The sequence below is a fragment of the Exiguobacterium sp. s131 genome (assembly GCF_018617345.1).
Classification (GTDB): Bacteria; Bacillota; Bacilli; order Exiguobacteriales; family Exiguobacteriaceae; genus Exiguobacterium; species Exiguobacterium profundum.
Genome location: NZ_JACSJX010000002.1, coordinates 193,751 through 209,018 on the forward strand (window position 1 = coordinate 193,751; position 15,268 = coordinate 209,018).

General features: G+C 47.3%; 18 protein-coding genes. 9 read left to right on the top strand and 9 right to left on the bottom strand.

The genetic code is table 11. The features are described 5' to 3' along the window. Positions 1-76: 76 nt before the first annotated feature. Positions 77-415: an antibiotic biosynthesis monooxygenase gene (locus tag KNO69_RS11635; RefSeq protein ID WP_074035108.1), complete on the top strand. Its 339-nt coding sequence runs from the start codon at positions 77-79 to the stop codon at positions 413-415. On the opposite strand, the gene KNO69_RS11640 is transcribed toward KNO69_RS11635, so the two are convergent. Then, complete coding sequence (locus KNO69_RS11640) at positions 395-1,096, bottom strand: CBS domain-containing protein (RefSeq protein ID WP_074035110.1); 702 nt, start codon at positions 1,094-1,096, stop codon at positions 395-397. The genes KNO69_RS11635 and KNO69_RS11640 overlap by 21 nt on opposite strands. Before the next feature lie 114 nt (positions 1,097-1,210). Here KNO69_RS11640 and KNO69_RS11645 point away from each other — a divergent pair, with 114 nt between their 5' ends. Together KNO69_RS11645 and KNO69_RS11650 are read left to right on the top strand one after the other, a co-directional pair. Further along, entirely contained in the window at positions 1,211-1,942 is a 732-nt protein-coding gene (locus KNO69_RS11645; RefSeq protein WP_214818193.1) for an AzlC family ABC transporter permease, read from the top strand. Further along, a complete protein-coding gene (locus KNO69_RS11650; protein ID WP_074035113.1) occupies positions 1,939-2,238 on the top strand; it encodes an AzlD domain-containing protein in 300 nt (99 codons plus the stop codon). The genes KNO69_RS11645 and KNO69_RS11650 overlap by 4 nt, the downstream gene beginning before the upstream one ends. Before the next feature lie 34 nt (positions 2,239-2,272). On the opposite strand, the gene KNO69_RS11655 is transcribed toward KNO69_RS11650, so the two are convergent. Then, complete coding sequence (locus KNO69_RS11655; protein ID WP_214691366.1) at positions 2,273-3,751, bottom strand: HD-GYP domain-containing protein; 1,479 nt, start codon at positions 3,749-3,751, stop codon at positions 2,273-2,275. Between the two features lie 103 nt (positions 3,752-3,854). Beyond that, complete coding sequence (locus KNO69_RS11660; RefSeq protein ID WP_214818196.1) at positions 3,855-5,606, bottom strand: mechanosensitive ion channel; 1,752 nt, start codon at positions 5,604-5,606, stop codon at positions 3,855-3,857. Positions 5,607-5,830: 224 nt separating this feature from the next. Between KNO69_RS11660 and mgsA the strand changes: the two genes are divergently transcribed. From mgsA to KNO69_RS11680, 4 genes are all read left to right on the top strand, one after another. Continuing rightward, on the top strand, positions 5,831-6,244 hold the full coding sequence (gene mgsA / locus KNO69_RS11665; protein WP_078146039.1) for a methylglyoxal synthase: 414 nt from the start codon (positions 5,831-5,833) through the stop codon (positions 6,242-6,244). 44 nt (positions 6,245-6,288) lie between these two features. Further along, positions 6,289-7,149, top strand: coding sequence for a hypothetical protein (locus tag KNO69_RS11670; protein ID WP_214818198.1), 861 nt, complete (start codon positions 6,289-6,291; stop codon positions 7,147-7,149). 111 nt (positions 7,150-7,260) lie between these two features. Continuing rightward, the gene (locus KNO69_RS11675) at positions 7,261-7,776 is read left to right on the top strand and encodes a YflT domain-containing protein (protein ID WP_078146037.1); all 516 of its coding nucleotides are present in this window, start codon (positions 7,261-7,263) and stop codon (positions 7,774-7,776) included. A gap of 12 nt (positions 7,777-7,788) precedes the next feature. After that, on the top strand, positions 7,789-8,394 hold the full coding sequence (locus KNO69_RS11680; protein WP_074035122.1) for a YflT domain-containing protein: 606 nt from the start codon (positions 7,789-7,791) through the stop codon (positions 8,392-8,394). A gap of 41 nt (positions 8,395-8,435) precedes the next feature. Here the strand turns inward: KNO69_RS11680 and KNO69_RS11685 are convergent, their stop codons facing one another. The 3 genes from KNO69_RS11685 to KNO69_RS11695 are packed head-to-tail and all read right to left on the bottom strand — an operon-like array spanning position 8,436 to position 11,721. Then, positions 8,436-9,398, bottom strand: coding sequence for a 2-hydroxyacid dehydrogenase (locus KNO69_RS11685; RefSeq protein ID WP_214688954.1), 963 nt, complete (start codon positions 9,396-9,398; stop codon positions 8,436-8,438). Positions 9,399-9,455: 57 nt separating this feature from the next. Continuing rightward, a complete protein-coding gene (locus tag KNO69_RS11690; RefSeq protein WP_214818200.1) occupies positions 9,456-10,589 on the bottom strand; it encodes a YcjF family protein in 1,134 nt (377 codons plus the stop codon). A gap of 13 nt (positions 10,590-10,602) precedes the next feature. Beyond that, a complete protein-coding gene (locus tag KNO69_RS11695; RefSeq protein WP_214784441.1) occupies positions 10,603-11,721 on the bottom strand; it encodes a GTPase in 1,119 nt (372 codons plus the stop codon). 80 nt (positions 11,722-11,801) lie between these two features. On the opposite strand from KNO69_RS11695, the gene KNO69_RS11700 reads away from it, so the two are divergent. Further along, on the top strand, positions 11,802-12,191 hold the full coding sequence (locus KNO69_RS11700) for a VOC family protein (RefSeq protein WP_214685001.1): 390 nt from the start codon (positions 11,802-11,804) through the stop codon (positions 12,189-12,191). A 93-nt stretch (positions 12,192-12,284) separates the two neighbouring features. Beyond that, on the top strand, positions 12,285-13,085 hold the full coding sequence (locus KNO69_RS11705) for a formate/nitrite transporter family protein (protein WP_196431707.1): 801 nt from the start codon (positions 12,285-12,287) through the stop codon (positions 13,083-13,085). A gap of 50 nt (positions 13,086-13,135) precedes the next feature. On the opposite strand, the gene KNO69_RS11710 is transcribed toward KNO69_RS11705, so the two are convergent. From KNO69_RS11710 to KNO69_RS11720, 3 genes are all read right to left on the bottom strand, one after another. After that, complete coding sequence (locus KNO69_RS11710; protein ID WP_214818202.1) at positions 13,136-14,608, bottom strand: alanine/glycine:cation symporter family protein; 1,473 nt, start codon at positions 14,606-14,608, stop codon at positions 13,136-13,138. A gap of 268 nt (positions 14,609-14,876) precedes the next feature. Next, the gene (locus KNO69_RS11715; protein ID WP_015880321.1) at positions 14,877-15,044 is read right to left on the bottom strand and encodes a hypothetical protein; all 168 of its coding nucleotides are present in this window, start codon (positions 15,042-15,044) and stop codon (positions 14,877-14,879) included. A 1-nt stretch (position 15,045) separates the two neighbouring features. After that, complete coding sequence (locus KNO69_RS11720) at positions 15,046-15,249, bottom strand: YwbE family protein (protein WP_015880320.1); 204 nt, start codon at positions 15,247-15,249, stop codon at positions 15,046-15,048. Positions 15,250-15,268 lie beyond the last annotated feature (19 nt).

The window sequence follows — 15,268 nt, forward strand, 5'->3', positions numbered from 1 at the left end:
GTGAGCATCCTTTTTCAGGCATTTCCCTGTTCACGTTATAATGGAGTCATCTTATTCGTATAGGGGGAAATGTGGGATGTGGATTGTGATGAACAAACTAGACGTTGAAAAAGGGAAAGCCGACGCGGTCAAAGCACGCTTCGAAACGACAAAAGGAATCGAAGCGATGGATGGCTTTGTCCGTATGCAAGTGTTGACGGATACGTCTGATGAGGCGATGGATCATGTCGTCATCATGACCACGTGGCGTGATGCAGACAGCTTTGAGAACTGGCGCGACAGCAATGCTTATAAGCACGCCCATAAGAAACGTGATGACGGGACTTCAGAAGTGAAACCAATCGTCCTCGGCAACACCGTTACCCAATATGAGGTCGCCATTGAACATCTCGCCTCAACGGAGCGCGTTCAATAAATCTTGAGGACGGATGATGCCGAGTAGCGGTTCATCCGGATTTCCGGTCTCTGTAATCAGAAGGGCGTCATATCGTGCGCCCTCTTTCATTTGCGTAAAGCAGTGCTGTGCCTCGATTACGGTCGCATCCTTTCGAATGAATCGATACCGGTGCATATGCGGATCGTGGTGGAGCACGTGCTTCACCCGAACTCCTTTGAGTGACAAGTTGGGCCCGTCGATTGTTTCGGCTAGCCAACTGGTCACTCCTTTTTTCGTCAACAGTCCGCGCCAAGACCCATTGTCATGATATACAGGGAATTGCGAATAATTTTTATCTCGAATCTCCCGGAGTACTTCCGTCAAAAAATCTTCCGACTGAAACGTCACCACCGATTTCGCAAACAATGGAATGACGAGACGTGGATGAAGGAGCTCTCGCTCTACTTCTAAAATCAATGCAACAAGCGACTCGTGTGGCTCCGCGATAATAAAATCAGGTTCACGCCGCTCATGGACGATGGCATTTCGTAGTTGACTCATCTGATGTAAATCTTCTTTATACCGGTCGATGATTGGATTTTGTTTCGCTAACCGATTCACCATGTTACTAAAACTGAAATGTTGCCCATCTCCCATCTCTCGACTCAAGTAGTCCTCGATTCGATGATAGGATGCCAAAAATTCTTCAGCACGACTCATGTGATCACCCTCCTTAACGATACATGTATACCCTCTTTTTTATCATTTGAGCAGGAAACCGTTTATTCATCCCGAATGACATAGAAATCATCTTAATTATGGAGGAGGGCTATCATGGCGACTTCGATTCATCCCACATCACCAACTTCACCGCAACCCACGTTTCGCGCAGGACTACGCGCCGGCATTCCCGTCGCCATCGGATATATCCCGATTGCGATTGCCTTCGGTCTTTTGGCACAATCTTTCAACTTGCCGAATACTATCACATTATCGATGTCCTTTTTGATCTTTGCCGGGGCAAGTCAGTTCATTACGGTACAACTTCTGATGGCCGGTTCGATGTATTGGGAAATCATTTTGACGACGTTCATTCTAAACTCTCGCCATTTTTTAATGTCCGCCTCACTATCCCAACGGATTGAGAGTACATCTCGAAGACTATTGGCTACCATCGCGTTTGGTGTGACCGACGAAACGTTCAGCATCGCCTCTACTCGTCAAGAGGCCCGTTCCGGTATGTTCGTGCTCGGGTTGAATACAATCGCATTTCTTGCTTGGAATGTCGGGACGTGGATGGGGGTCTTCCTCGCCTTCGGTCTTCCAAGCACATTACAGGCGAGTATGGGGATTGCGCTATATGCGATGTTCATCGGGTTACTCGTTCCATCATTAACGACTCGTCCTGTCTTCGTCGTAGCAAGCTTAGCTATCATTATTCAAGCCATACTCCATTGGGTCATCACCCCGTTCTTCTCAATCTCAGATGGGATTCGAATCATCGTCGCGACCGTTGTCGCAGCCGGAATCGGTGCTTTCGTATTTAAGGAGGAAGTGGTCACATGATATCGTTGTTTCTACTCGTTCTAGGATTGGCACTTGTCACGTATCTCCCTCGCCTTGTCCCGCTACTCTGGCTAAAGGAATTGGCGTTACCGGCATATATGAAACGATTTCTTTCCTTCATCCCGTATGCGGTACTGGCTAGTTTGATTTTTCCGGGCGTCCTATCCTCCACGACCACCACCTCGTCTGCCTTATTCGGAGGAGTGGTTGCCACTTTCCTGGCGCTACTACGGGTCAACCTCGTCGTTGTCGTCATTGGAGCTGTATTCGGGGTATATGCCTTTCAAACTATATGACAAAGGAGCGGCACACGAGGTGCTGCTCCTTTTCTTATGCTGATATGCCCTGACGACGAAGCTGGACGAATACGTCCACAAATTCCGCGTCCCATTGTGTTCCCCGACCGCTCTCCAATATGGAAAGCGCCTTTTCCACTGGCATCCCTGACCGATAGGGTCGATCTGATGTCATGGCATCATAAGCATCGGCAATCGCCATGATTCTTCCGAATAACGGAATGTCGACCGCATGTAAGCGGTCCGGGTATCCTTTCCCATCGATTCGTTCGTGGTGCGATCGAACTCCGGCTAAAATCGGTTGAAGCGATGCAGGTAAATGAATTTGACTCAAAATATGGATGCCAATGGTCGGATGTTCTTGAATTTTTGAAAACTCTTCGTCTGTCAGCTTCCCTTCTTTTAGTAGGACGTCATCTCGAATTCCAATTTTCCCGATGTCATGTAGAAGTGCTGACTTATTGAGTAAATCGACTTGTGCATGCGGTAAGCCAATGGCGCGAGCAAGCTCAACGGAATACATCGCGACACGCTCCGAATGACCTGCTGTGTAGGGATCACGTGCATCGAGCGTTGCTGCGAATAAAATGAAGAGGCTGTCTAACAGCTGTGCGTTTTCTTGTTCACGAGCAGTTACCGTCTCAACCATTTGATTGAATCCCCCAATCAGTTGGGCGAACTCATCTAAGTACGGATTCTCGATTTTTTGAAGTTGTCCCGACTCCATCTGTTCGATGCCGGACGTCAAAAATCCAATCGGACGTTTGATGTTGTCATAGAGTAAGAAACTGCATAACACCGCAATTCCGACGATGATGACAAGAATCACGAGCGCCCAATTCCAATACGTATCCGTTCGAGTCGAAGTCGACAATTGGACACTCGACGCCAACATGAACAACATGATGGGAAAGATACCCGTAATGAGCATACTGATCAATAATTTAGTTCGGACACTAAATGATCGATACGTTGCATGAATAGGCAGATGATAAAGTTCGAGATGCCTTTCTTTCATGTATACAAGTAATGGCTCAACCGAGCGAACCGTCAAAAAATATTCAATCAAGGCATGTAGTACCGCAATCATGACGGCCCCGATTGCAGCCAAGCCGATCAAACGATAAGGTAAGTCAATCCACCCCATCTGAATAAAAACGGCGGTTAAACCAATTGACGGGATGGATAATCCAAACAAATGAGGACCTAAAATCCGTTGCACCGTTAAAATCGGGAATCGACTCGCTTGTTCGAATGCCGACGTCAATTCGTCAATCGATGGGGATTCGATCATAAAAAGCTGTCGTATCGGTCGAATGTGGCGACGGTATAAGAGTAGTTCTGAGAAAATCATAACTATCCCTGACCCCAACATGATGCCTAACAGTAGTAAAATCTCTCGAATGGACAGGTCAAGCGTTTGAAAAATAAAGACACCACCTACTCCAAAGACGGCCAAACCTGAGCCGATGATATAGTTCATCACGAGCGTCCGTTGAAAACGTTCAAACATTCCCCTCACCCCTACACTCTTTTCTTTTACTATCGACCAGATTTATGCTTGAGTTGAACACAAAAAAACGGATCTCCTTGTAGGAGACCCGTTCAAGCATCGATTATGGGCGTAACGGACCATCGTTATCATCAAGTGATCGATTGTCCTGATCCGGAGTGATGTTTTCATGGAACGGATTCGGTTCCGGTCCATCAACATGGTCAACTTTTGGATTTTGAACATCTCGCTTCAACTCGTGTTTCGATTGTTCCGCTTCATGTTTCGACTGCTCCACGCCTTGCTTCGCTTGTTGTTTTGCAGCTTCCGCTTCGCGGCTCATCTGTTCTTTCTCCTGCTCGAGACCTTCTTTTGAAACTTCCGTTTCATCAATGCGTCGCTCTGCCTTTTTCAAATAACGTGCAGCCGTCTCGCGACCACCAAGACCGAAAGCAAGACCGAAGGCAAGGGCAACAGCTCCAAGAATAAGAAGGAATGCTGTATTGACAATCATCGGTGCGATGCCGAGCTGACTAATTGCCATGAAGAAGACGAGTCCGAGAATCGCATACTTCGCTACGTAGCGAAGCGCACTCGGTTGTCCTGCTCCATCAACAAGCACACTTCCGACCAACCGCTCTGCCATGTTCGCCAACCAGACTCCGACTGCCAAGATGATGAGTGCTGCAATGACCATCGGCAAGTAAGCAAAGATGGCTGTTGCGAGAGATGCCATGAACTCAAGATTCGCGACTTGAAGCGCTTCGGATACGAAGAGTAAGATCACGATTACTTGGACAATGACACCGACCACTTGGGCAATTGACATCGAAGACGCACGTTCCCCGAAGCCCATTTTTTGAGCCAACGAGTTGACGCCAAGATTCTCAAGGAGCGATACAACGACCCCTTTCAACCATTTTGCAACGAACACCCCGACGAGGACGAGGACGATTGCAACGAGAATGTCTGGAATCATGACAAGGACATCATTGAGCATCGCAATCGCCGGTTCCGAGATCCCTCGAATATCGAGCGCCTCAAGCGCCGAAATCGTCACCGGAATCATGATGAAGATGAAGACGATTGTACCGATCGCTTTCGCAAGACTCGATCCTTTCACGTAATCAGATAGATGGAATCGCTCTGCCAAGCGATCTAGTCCTGCAGCTTCGAGGAATTTCGTCAAAATGTCGCGAACAATCTTCGCCACCACATACCCGATTGCGAAAATGAGCGCTGCTGCGACAAGTTTCGGAATGAACCCGAGGAAACTGTTCAATAAATCTTCGAATGGTCCGCTGACCCCACGAAGTCCAAGGGCGTCAAGTACAGCCGGTAATGCCAATAAGAGCACGAGATAGAAGACGATGTTCGCGACCGTGTCGACCCATTTCGTTTGGTTGACGCTTGTCGACTCTTGCCCCGTTTTTTCCATCAACTTGCTCAAATTCAAACGATGTCCCGCCATTTGAATCCCTTTTTTCAACAGGGTAGCGATGACCCAGGCAACGAGTAAAATCAAGCCGGCTTTGATGACACCGATAATCAATCCAGAGAATCCTTCATAAATCTGACTGAATGGTTCCGTAATGGCTGGAACGTTCATGAATTCAAAGATAATCAGGAATGCGAGGAGTAATACCCCAAAGAACACGACTTTTCCGATAATGCGTTCAGGGGTCCACTTTTCTCCTTTCTCCCCATCTTTTTGAATACCCACTCGCTCATCGAGTCGTGCCTTCTTCAATGCTTTACGTGTCACGTTTTCCAATACTTTCGCCAAGATATAACCGACTACGAGAATAACAATTGCCAGCAAAAGCTCTGGTAGCCATGACATGAACGTATTGAAGTTATACGTTGTGTTGTTCATCGAATCTTCCTCCTTTTTCACATGAAATGATTGTTTTTATTTAACAGTGCTATTTCATACATACCTATATTTCAAAATCATCAAACCTGAATTGTAAGTCAATTCGTTTACATGACTATTACGATTCATTGGAAATGGGTACGTTAGTTTAAGAGAGAAATCGTGCCAAATGAAGTCAAATATGATACGAATAACAAGAGACGTCATGTTAGGAGGAATTTAGGATGAATATCGCTTTAGTGGCTCACGACAAGAAGAAAGATGATTTAATCGTCCTCATTAAAACTTACACCCATATACTAAAGAAACATCAGTTGTTTGCGACCGGTACAACGGGTAAGCGAATCGCTGAAGCGACCGGCTTGCCTGTCCATTGCTTCCGATCCGGACCGCTTGGAGGGGACCAAGAAATCGGTGCTGCCGTCGCACGCGGGGAGATGGATATGATCATCTTTTTCAGAGACCCATTAACTGCCCAACCTCATGAACCGGATGTGAGCGCATTGATGCGTCTTTGTGACGTCTACTCCATCCCGCTTTCGACAAATATGGGTGGAAGCGAAATTTTGATTCGAAGTATCGAGCAAGGTGATTTCGAGTCACTTAAACTTTCTCATAACGACGAACCTCCGGCTTGACCATGACAAACCGAGAAAGGAGAGGAATCTCCCTGGAACCGAATATGATTCACGACCCGAACGTCCAACAGTTCTTTAACGACGTGCGCCAGCGCCTCATCGAACTACTTGGAAATGAGGCAGAAGCGGATCGCCATCTACTCGCACTTGCTGGATATATCCGGCATGCAGAGAAAAGTGGTCAGTCGCTCGAAAGTCTTTTAAACCAAGATCCTCAGGAATACGCTCGTTTCCTCATTGAACAACCCGAAACAAATGAAGAATATCGTCGACGCTATCACGTGTTGATTGATGCCTCGGATGAATTAAAACCTCATGAAAAAGCGCAAGCAAACCGGGAATTCGATTGGGCCGTCAATCAATTGGACGAAGCCAAGCTTTCGTTAAAAGAAATCGAAGTGCGCGACCTTGCCTTCCTCGCCTACACAAAGATTGAAGCACTCAAATCGTCTCGTACGATTTGGAACCGCTTCGGCTGGCTACTAGGTATGATTTTGGCATTTGCCTACGCCAACTTACTGCTCGTGATTGACGATGTCTTTAGCGGTCGACTATTCACCGCCCCCATGTCGACGTATCCAATTGATTATCTGGCCTTCCTGTTACCCGTCCTCGTGACCGGTGCTATCTTCGGCATATTGACCCGTTTTCGACATTACATCCAGACGCTCGGTCGGCGTATTGCATTCGCCTTGCTCATCGTTGTCGTCTACATCATGTCTATCTTTCTGATTCAACCGCTCTTAATGACAATTGGTTGGTCATTCATCATTCAGTTGACCCCACTCTACGCGCTCATTTTAATGGCGATCAGTGGCTTTATGGCCATCTGGACATTACTCGAGTTCGTCTGGAAGAGTACACGTTGTTCTCTCGGAGACGATACGCTCATGCTTTATTACTAACCACGCCACTCCTCTTAGGAGATGGCGTTTTTTGTTTCGATTATGGCGAGAACGGAAATTACTCCTATTGTGACGCTTGTTTTAGATTGGAAATTCTAAAGGGGGTATTCGATGTCAGAACGAAAAATGATTGGCCTGTTCCAGACAGAACAGGAAGTCATGCACAAAGTGGAAGAGCTGAAAGCTGCAGGGGAAGCTGAAAAAAATATGCATGTTGTCGCCAAGCGGGACGGGGAAATTTCTGCGTTACGTGATCACACGGATGTAAATGCCGAGTCCGGTATCCGTGACGTCAATTGGCTTGACCGTGTCAAAGCATTCCTACACGGAAGTGACCGCATTCGTGATGAGTTACGGAATATGGGGCTAAACGATGCCGAAGCGGAACAGTATTATGATGCAATCGATGAAGGACAAATTTTACTCTACATCGATCGACACTCGTACGACCGCTATCCGAACATGTATAAAAAAGACAGTGAGCTCGATCATGATAAAGGGGAAAAAGCGGATGGGATCGCCTTTGACGCGAAACCATTTAACGATCACGACGAGAATCCACGTGGTACAAAGGATGATCCGATTGTACGCGGTCATTCTGGATTAGAAGATCATCGCCGATTATAAGGAGGAACGACTATGAATGAGAAACGATTTATCAGCATGCACGACACGCAGGATGCAGCACTTGGGAAAATCGAGGAGTTGCGAGCGAAAGGTTATGAAGACTCACACATTTATGTCGTCACAAAACATGAAGACAACGTTTCGATTTTGAGACGTGATACAGATGTTCATACGGAAGCGACCCATCAAGCGAGCTGGTTCGATAAGGTTCGGGCGTTCCTCAGCGGTCATGAAGACGTGCACGCTGGTCTACGCAACATGGGACTGAGCGAAGAGGAAGTAAAACGTCACTATGACGATGTAGAAGCCGGGAAAATCCTCGTTTATGTGGATGAAGACTTTGAACGTCGTCATCAAGACGGGGTGACAGTCGATTCGAAACCATATCAAGACGCATCATCGACTCATCTCGGTAGTCATACTGACGATGGATTGGAAATCGACTCAAAACCTTATCGTGAGGCTCAGACCGTCGACCCAAGCCATCCCGTAGACCCGGAGCAAGATAAACTGGATAAAGAAACGAAGAATCCAGATCGCGAGGAAAAACTACGTGGTCTCGATGATCGTGCTTATCGAAATGACGTAGAAGATCCGGATAATATCCGACGTTTCTAACATAGTAACAAAGAGCCTGACGCACCCACGTCAGGCTCTTCTTACGTCAAACGATTCTTCGGTTCTTTCCCTTCGAGCACATTTGTGATGGCATCTCGATTCAATGCCATCATCGCCAGACGTGTCCGAATCGTTGCACTCCCGATATGCGGTAATGTCGTCACGTTCGGAAGCGTCAATAATGGATGACCGAGGTCGATTGGTTCTTTTGTGAATACGTCTAATCCCGCTCCCCAAATCTTCCTCGCTTTAAGTGCTTCATATAGCGCCTTTTCATCGATGATTTCTCCACGAGCCACATTGATGAAAATGGATGTTTCCTTCATCTTGGCAAACTCTTTAGCCCCGAGCATTCCCCGTGTCTCGTCCGTGAGCGGTGCGAGAACGACGACGAAATCGGATTGTGTCAATAGTTCATCGAGTTCCGCATAGGTGAAGCCATACATCGACTCCGACTCATGTCGCCGTGTCCGGTTGTGGTATAGAACTTCCATGTCAAATCCTCTTGCCCGACGTGCGACCGCTTCACCGATTCGCCCCATTCCGATGATACCCAATTTCGCTTGATAAAGGTCCATCCCGACGTAGCCCATCGGCAGCCAGGACTTCCACTCCCCGGCGCGCAAGTCACGTTCCGCCTCTCCGAGACGTCGTGCCGTCATCATCATGAGACCAAACGTCAAATCTGCTGTCGTTTCCGTCAAGACATCGGGTGTGTTGGTGACGATGACGCTATTCTCTTTCGCTGCGTTCAAATCGATATTGTTATATCCGACCGCCAAATTGGAGACGACCTCTAACTGTGTGGCACGCTCAAACACTTCACGGTCAATCGTGTCGCTGAGCATGGTCCAGAGCGCATGCGCAGATGACGCTTCTTCTAACAGCACCTCTCGCGGCACACTTTCCCCTTCATGCTTCCACATGCGCACATCGTATTGATCGCGAAGCGGTTCGACTGCCTCTTCTGGCAAGCGACGCGTAATATAGATTCGTTTTTTCATTTTTCTCCCCCTCTCTACACTTACTTGTAGTCTAACAAAGGGGAGGCGTTAAGAGGGTTAATCCGCCTTCGGTTTTTGCTTCAAATACTGTTCAAATAGCGATCCGAACTCTTGATTTAACAACTGTTCAATCGTTTTCGATGAATCCATAGCATTACGATAAGCGATTTCGTTAATTGCGAGTCCGATGGCCCACGTGATCCCTGATGCGACGGTCGCATTGATGACACCGGCCGCTGCGTTCGCTCCCGGGAAAAACTTCATGACGTTCAATAAGATCGTTTTCGATAACGTGCGACCGATTTGTGGAATGATGGTACTTCCAATGAGCGTCTTCAACAAATCATCACTCGCTTTGACACCCCAATAGCGAAATAGATGGACGCTCATCGTCACCTGAATCGGCGTCAATGCCACGGCATCAGCAAACGGGAGCGGAACCGCAGCAGCCGTTCCTGCGCTCGCGACATAGCCAGAGATGATTCGATTCGCCTTTTTACGCTTTAACTTGAGCATCGCTTCACTCTCTGCATGAATCTCCATCAAGAGCCCTTCCTGCAAGGAAGCATCTAGCTGTTCAACCGACCACGCAATCAGTCGTTCCCAATCCACATATTGACGCAACGCTTCATCGTTCAATATTTCCGAAGAAATGCTGACTTGGAAGATCGCTTCTTCCGGAAGGATTCCATTCAGTTCATTCCGTAATGCCGTCAGTTCCTCTAAATCGACCTGATCGATTTGTGTGAATAAGACAGCGACAGCGGTCGATTCACGTAGACGGCGAATCAAGGCCTTGTCGAGTGGTGTGACACGCTTTGTCGCAGCGTTGATGGTATACCAGACGAGATGAATTCGTTTGGATGCCTCTTGCCGCTTTGCGTTCTCCACAAACCCGATGACTTCCTCTTCGTAATGTTGTTGCCGCGCACTCCCGATCTCATATCCTTCGCTGTCGAACAAGGTGACTGCGATATCATCACTCGTATATTGATGAATTCCTCTTGTGACCGGTTCCCCGGCTGCTACTTTCGTCAAATCACGTCCAAACACGTAGTTCACAACAGAACTCTTTCCTGCTCCTGTTGCTCCCGCGATGAGGATGTTTGGTTTTTTGACATTGCCCCGTAGTCGCTCGAGCTCTGCCTTTAAATCATAATCTTTAAAATCAAATCGTTTCGTCGATTCCATTTACGTTTCCCCCTTATGAGTTGAGCGTGCGACCAAGCTGACCCATCTCGCGCTCAAAGCCGCGTCGAATCTCTTCTTCAATCGTTTGTCTTACAGATGCATATTGTTGCTCGATGGCCTTTTTAATCCCTCGCTCTGCCGTCCGACGCTTGAATGCCCAGTAGATGAAGTGCACTCCAGGAATCATTCCGAGAACCATCTTTCGAACTGTTTTTCCGAACGAGTAGTCAAATCCGAGCTCAACTCGTCTCGTTCTAAACAAAAGGTCTGCTTGCTCTCCGACTAGCGGGTATCGTTGCATGAGTTGGATATAATGACGCACCCCTTCTGCCATCGCCTCTTCCGTCGTCAAAGCGGCCTCTTCAAGCGTCTTTTCTAAATCTTTCTCTATTTTTCTAGCTTTCCAACTGATCATCGCTTGCGGGGTCAGCATCCGAATCGTCTCTGCAGAAGCGATACTCCGAATTCGCCAATCCTCTAACTCTTCAAGAAGATGATTCGTCAAGTTAATGGGAAGTTTTCGCTCGATGTCTTTCCATAGGTTCGTCCGATTCCGATTCCATACCTCTTCGTATCCTCTTACCGGGACGTGTTTTCCTGTGAGTAACTTCTTTTCGACACTGTTGACACGGATGATGTTCTCTTCTTCAATCGGTAGTGCACGTAACAATACCCGTTCCATCGCCTCTGCCTTTTGTACACTCATCGGGTCGTCTTCATTGTAGTTAGTCAATATTAGAGCGACGTTGCTCCCCCGCTCATATAAAGGTTTTAAAATCGCCTCGAGCTCATATGCCTCGACACGTCCTGACTGCACCGACAACAAGTAGTAAATTGTATGAAACCACTCCGCGATATCGAGCGCGCCTTCACGCTGATGGACGATGGATAAGATCGCTTGATGCCACTCTTCAGAGCGGTCTGCTTCGAGCCCCCACGTATCAAAAAAACGAAACAAGATACCCCGCTCTAAATCGTAATACTCATATTCGTGAAGTCCTTCTGCGGTGACCGGACTTCCAGCACGCGATTCGGCGACGTCATGTCCATATATATAGTTGATAAACGCACTCTTTCCGACACCGGTCTTTCCGGCAATCAAAATATTTGAGACGAGCCCTGTCCGATCCATACGTTTCCTCCCTCATTCGTTGTATAGTTCAATTATACCGAACGGACCATTTTCAAACGTCCATCGAAAGGATGATTCTCATGCTTCACCATGTTGAGCTTTACGTTTCAAACCTACACGACAGTATACGTGCCTGGGAATGGCTCCTCTGTGAACAACTTGATTACACGCTCTATCAATCTTGGCCAGAAGGACGGAGCTATCGATACCGTGAAACATATCTCGTGTTCGTTCAAACGGAAAAGACTCACCTTGCGCCACCGTATCACCGAAAAAAGACTGGTCTCAACCACTTGGCATTTCATGCGTCTTCCCTCGCACAATTAGAAGAAGTTCGGCAACAGCTCGCATCACACGGGTTTCGTGAATTGTACGCAGACCGCTTCCCCCACGCAGGAGGCCCAAACTATACAGCACTATTTTTTGAAGACCCGGACCGCATCAAAGTTGAACTCGTGGCAACGATGTGAACGGTTTCTTGAGAACTTCTTGAAAGTTTGTGAAAACAATTGCAAACTTCACATTGACCTCCTAGACTGAAAGGGTCTAAAGGAGGTCTTTTCATGGAAAAGCAAGTCGTCGATTATATGGAAGAAGCCGCATTTAAGAAATCATCATTGCTTCAACATTCATTTCCTCAATACATGTTGCGATCGATAATCGCTGGCTTTTTAATCGGAATTGGAGTCGTCTTCTCATTCACCGTCGGAAACATGTTCATCGATGTCCCCGGAACGATGCTGATTGCGGGCGCCAGTTTCTCAGTGGCACTCGTCTTCATCGTCTGGATGGGGGGAGAATTGTTTACGAGCAACACGATGTATCTCTACACTGGTGCAAAACGGGGACGTGTCGCTTGGTTCGACCTCGCAAAAATATGGGGACTCAGTTGGGTCGGTAACTTGATCGGTGCCGTCATGCTATCGCTTCTCGTCATCGGAGCTCACAGCATGGGTGACGTGTCGGGTGACCATTTGCTTGCTGTCGTCGCCGCGAAGAAAATCGGTGGAGACGCCCTTGCTATTTTCTTGAAAGGAATCTTATGTAACGTGCTCGTCTGTTTGGCCATCTTCATGCCACTCAAAACGAACAATGATGTCGCGAAGATTATGCTGACGATGCTTCCGGTCGTCGTATTTTTCGCCGCTGGATTCGAGCACTCGATTGCGAACATGGGCGTTTTCGCTCTCGCGCTCCACTATGTACCGTCGGACCTCGTCACCTTTAGCGGTGCCCTTTACAATCTATTCTTCGCCACACTCGGTAATATTGTCGGTGGTGCGTTGTTCGTTGCCGGAAGTTACTTGTATTTGAACAAATCGGAGACGGAACAAACCGTCAAGCCGATACGTCATCATGCATAAAAAGACAAGGACCCCGATTAGCAGGGTCCCTGTTTGTTGCATTTCACGAATTATGATTTTGAAGCGTCGGCTGCTGCTGCTTGAACAGTACCTTGTGCCACTTCGTCTTCTTCCACATCCCAGCACTCTGTATTCTCGATACCGAGTTTACGAGCCGAGAAGCGTGGGTTGAGACCTTGAGCTCGTTGCTCTTCGTAATCTTTAAGAACTTTGAAGGCAACGCCACCGAGCAATGTGATTGCCGCGATGTTGATCAATGTCATCCCTGCCATGAAGAGGTCAGCGAGGCTCCATACGAATCCAAGGCTTGCGACCGCTCCGATGAAGACGAATGCCATTGTCGCAAGACGGAATCCAAGAACTGCACCTTTGCTCTTCTTAATGAATTCGATGTTCGTTTCACCGTAGTAGTAGCTTCCTGCGATCGAGCTGAAGGCGAACAAGAAGACGCTGACAGCGATGAATGCTGGGGCAAGTGCTCCGATTTGTTCAGTCAATGCGTTTTGAAGAAGGACAATCCCTTCACCATTTCCAGCAGCGTAGCTGTCTGAGAGAAGGATGATCGCTGCAGTTGCTGTACATACGATCAACGTATCCAAGAATACACCGAGTGCTTGAAGGAAACCTTGTTTCGCAGGGTGCGATACTTCAGCAGCAGCTGCTGCGTTTGGTGCAGAACCCATACCTGCTTCGTTCGAGAAGAGTCCACGGCGTACACCCATTGAGATTGCAGCACCGATTGAACCACCGACTGCTTCGTTCAAACCAAATGCGCTTTGGAAAATCATAGCGAAGACGCCTGGAAGTTCAGCGAAGTTCACAACGACAACGTAGAGTGCGATAGCAAGGTAGAGAACAGCCATGACAGGTACGACGATTGCCGAGAAGTTCGCGACACGTTGTACACCACCAAAGATGACAAGGCCAGTAAGAACAACTAAGATTGCTCCGCCGATCGCTGCATCGATTCCAAATGCGTTATCGAATGCTGCAGCGATCGTGTTCGATTGAACAGAGTTGAAGATGAGTCCGAATGTGACAGCAATGAGAACCGCGAATACGATTCCAAGTGCACGGTTGTTTAAACCTTTTTCGATGTAGTAAGCCGGACCACCGCGGTACGCGACATCGTCTTTCACTTTGTATACTTGAGCGAGCGTGCTTTCAATCATGGCTGTCGCACCACCGAGAAGGGCGACGATCCACATCCAGAAGACCGCTCCTGGTCCACCAAGTGTGACCGCTACCGTGACCCCGGCAAGGTTACCTGTACCGATTCGAGTCGCGGCACCGATAAAGAATGATTTCATTGAAGAAATACTCTTCCCGTCTTTTGTAAGTGTAACGTCCGATTTATCTGTCACCGTACGTAACATTTCTTTTAAGTAACGGAACTGCATAAATCGTGTTCTGACCGTGAAGTAGATCCCGGCTCCGACGAGAACGGCGATCAATACGTACGACCATAAGATGTTGTTCAAAAAGTCGACGCTTCCTTGTAACATACCTTGAATCGCTTCCATGAATAAGTTCCTCCCTGTTGTGTGAATCTGAAGTTGAGAATTTTTTATGATGTCTTAGTTCTGAATTATACAAAGATTCTGACAATTATCAATAATTTTTTTATAGGTGATTTCACTCTTTTTTCACATCATCTGAGCCAGAGTCCTTATTTATAAGTACTTAAAGCGCTTACATAAAAATGTTTAGAAATATTAAATCATGATTATAATTCACAATAACGAAATGAATAATCAAAAAAACAGCCACTCTTTTCGAGTAGCTGCGAGTTTAAATACCAGTACGTTTCTTCTGGTTATTTGGTTTTTTCGTCAATTGGCTCGTCAACGGTTTCTGTTTTGTACCATGTAAACCCGTGGGAACCTTCGTTTGATTTTGCTTCTTCTCTGCCAGCTTTTGTTTCATCGCCTCTTGAAAAGATAGTTTTTTCTCACTCATCTTACTCACCTCCAGCTTCGATCACTTTCACACGACCGACCTGTCCATCGCTCAAACGCACTTTGATTCCGTGCGGATGACGTGGCGAGTTCGTCAATATATCTTGAACGACGCCTTTCGTCAACTTTCCGCTTCGTTGATCTTGTTTTAAAACGATTTGGACGTGGAGTCCTGGGCGAATGTCAGCACGTTTCGTTCCATCCATACCCGACACCCCTTTCCAT

Excerpts from the sequence above, each read along its gene's own strand:
- KNO69_RS11635 (WP_074035108.1), top strand. The coding sequence starts at position 77 with ATGTGGATTGTGATGAACAAACTAGACGTTGAAAAAGGGAAAGCCGAC.
- KNO69_RS11640 (WP_074035110.1), bottom strand. The coding sequence starts at position 1,096 with ATGAGTCGTGCTGAAGAATTTTTGGCATCCTATCATCGAATCGAGGAC.
- KNO69_RS11645 (WP_214818193.1), top strand. The coding sequence starts at position 1,211 with ATGGCGACTTCGATTCATCCCACATCACCAACTTCACCGCAACCCACG.
- KNO69_RS11650 (WP_074035113.1), top strand. The coding sequence starts at position 1,939 with ATGATATCGTTGTTTCTACTCGTTCTAGGATTGGCACTTGTCACGTAT.
- KNO69_RS11655 (WP_214691366.1), bottom strand. The coding sequence starts at position 3,751 with ATGTTTGAACGTTTTCAACGGACGCTCGTGATGAACTATATCATCGGC.
- KNO69_RS11660 (WP_214818196.1), bottom strand. The coding sequence starts at position 5,606 with ATGAACAACACAACGTATAACTTCAATACGTTCATGTCATGGCTACCA.
- mgsA (WP_078146039.1), top strand. The coding sequence starts at position 5,831 with ATGAATATCGCTTTAGTGGCTCACGACAAGAAGAAAGATGATTTAATC.
- KNO69_RS11670 (WP_214818198.1), top strand. The coding sequence starts at position 6,289 with ATGATTCACGACCCGAACGTCCAACAGTTCTTTAACGACGTGCGCCAG.
- KNO69_RS11675 (WP_078146037.1), top strand. The coding sequence starts at position 7,261 with ATGTCAGAACGAAAAATGATTGGCCTGTTCCAGACAGAACAGGAAGTC.
- KNO69_RS11680 (WP_074035122.1), top strand. The coding sequence starts at position 7,789 with ATGAATGAGAAACGATTTATCAGCATGCACGACACGCAGGATGCAGCA.
- KNO69_RS11685 (WP_214688954.1), bottom strand. The coding sequence starts at position 9,398 with ATGAAAAAACGAATCTATATTACGCGTCGCTTGCCAGAAGAGGCAGTC.
- KNO69_RS11690 (WP_214818200.1), bottom strand. The coding sequence starts at position 10,589 with ATGGAATCGACGAAACGATTTGATTTTAAAGATTATGATTTAAAGGCA.
- KNO69_RS11695 (WP_214784441.1), bottom strand. The coding sequence starts at position 11,721 with ATGGATCGGACAGGGCTCGTCTCAAATATTTTGATTGCCGGAAAGACC.
- KNO69_RS11700 (WP_214685001.1), top strand. The coding sequence starts at position 11,802 with ATGCTTCACCATGTTGAGCTTTACGTTTCAAACCTACACGACAGTATA.
- KNO69_RS11705 (WP_196431707.1), top strand. The coding sequence starts at position 12,285 with ATGGAAAAGCAAGTCGTCGATTATATGGAAGAAGCCGCATTTAAGAAA.
- KNO69_RS11710 (WP_214818202.1), bottom strand. The coding sequence starts at position 14,608 with ATGGAAGCGATTCAAGGTATGTTACAAGGAAGCGTCGACTTTTTGAAC.
- KNO69_RS11715 (WP_015880321.1), bottom strand. The coding sequence starts at position 15,044 with ATGAGTGAGAAAAAACTATCTTTTCAAGAGGCGATGAAACAAAAGCTG.
- KNO69_RS11720 (WP_015880320.1), bottom strand. The coding sequence starts at position 15,249 with ATGGATGGAACGAAACGTGCTGACATTCGCCCAGGACTCCACGTCCAA.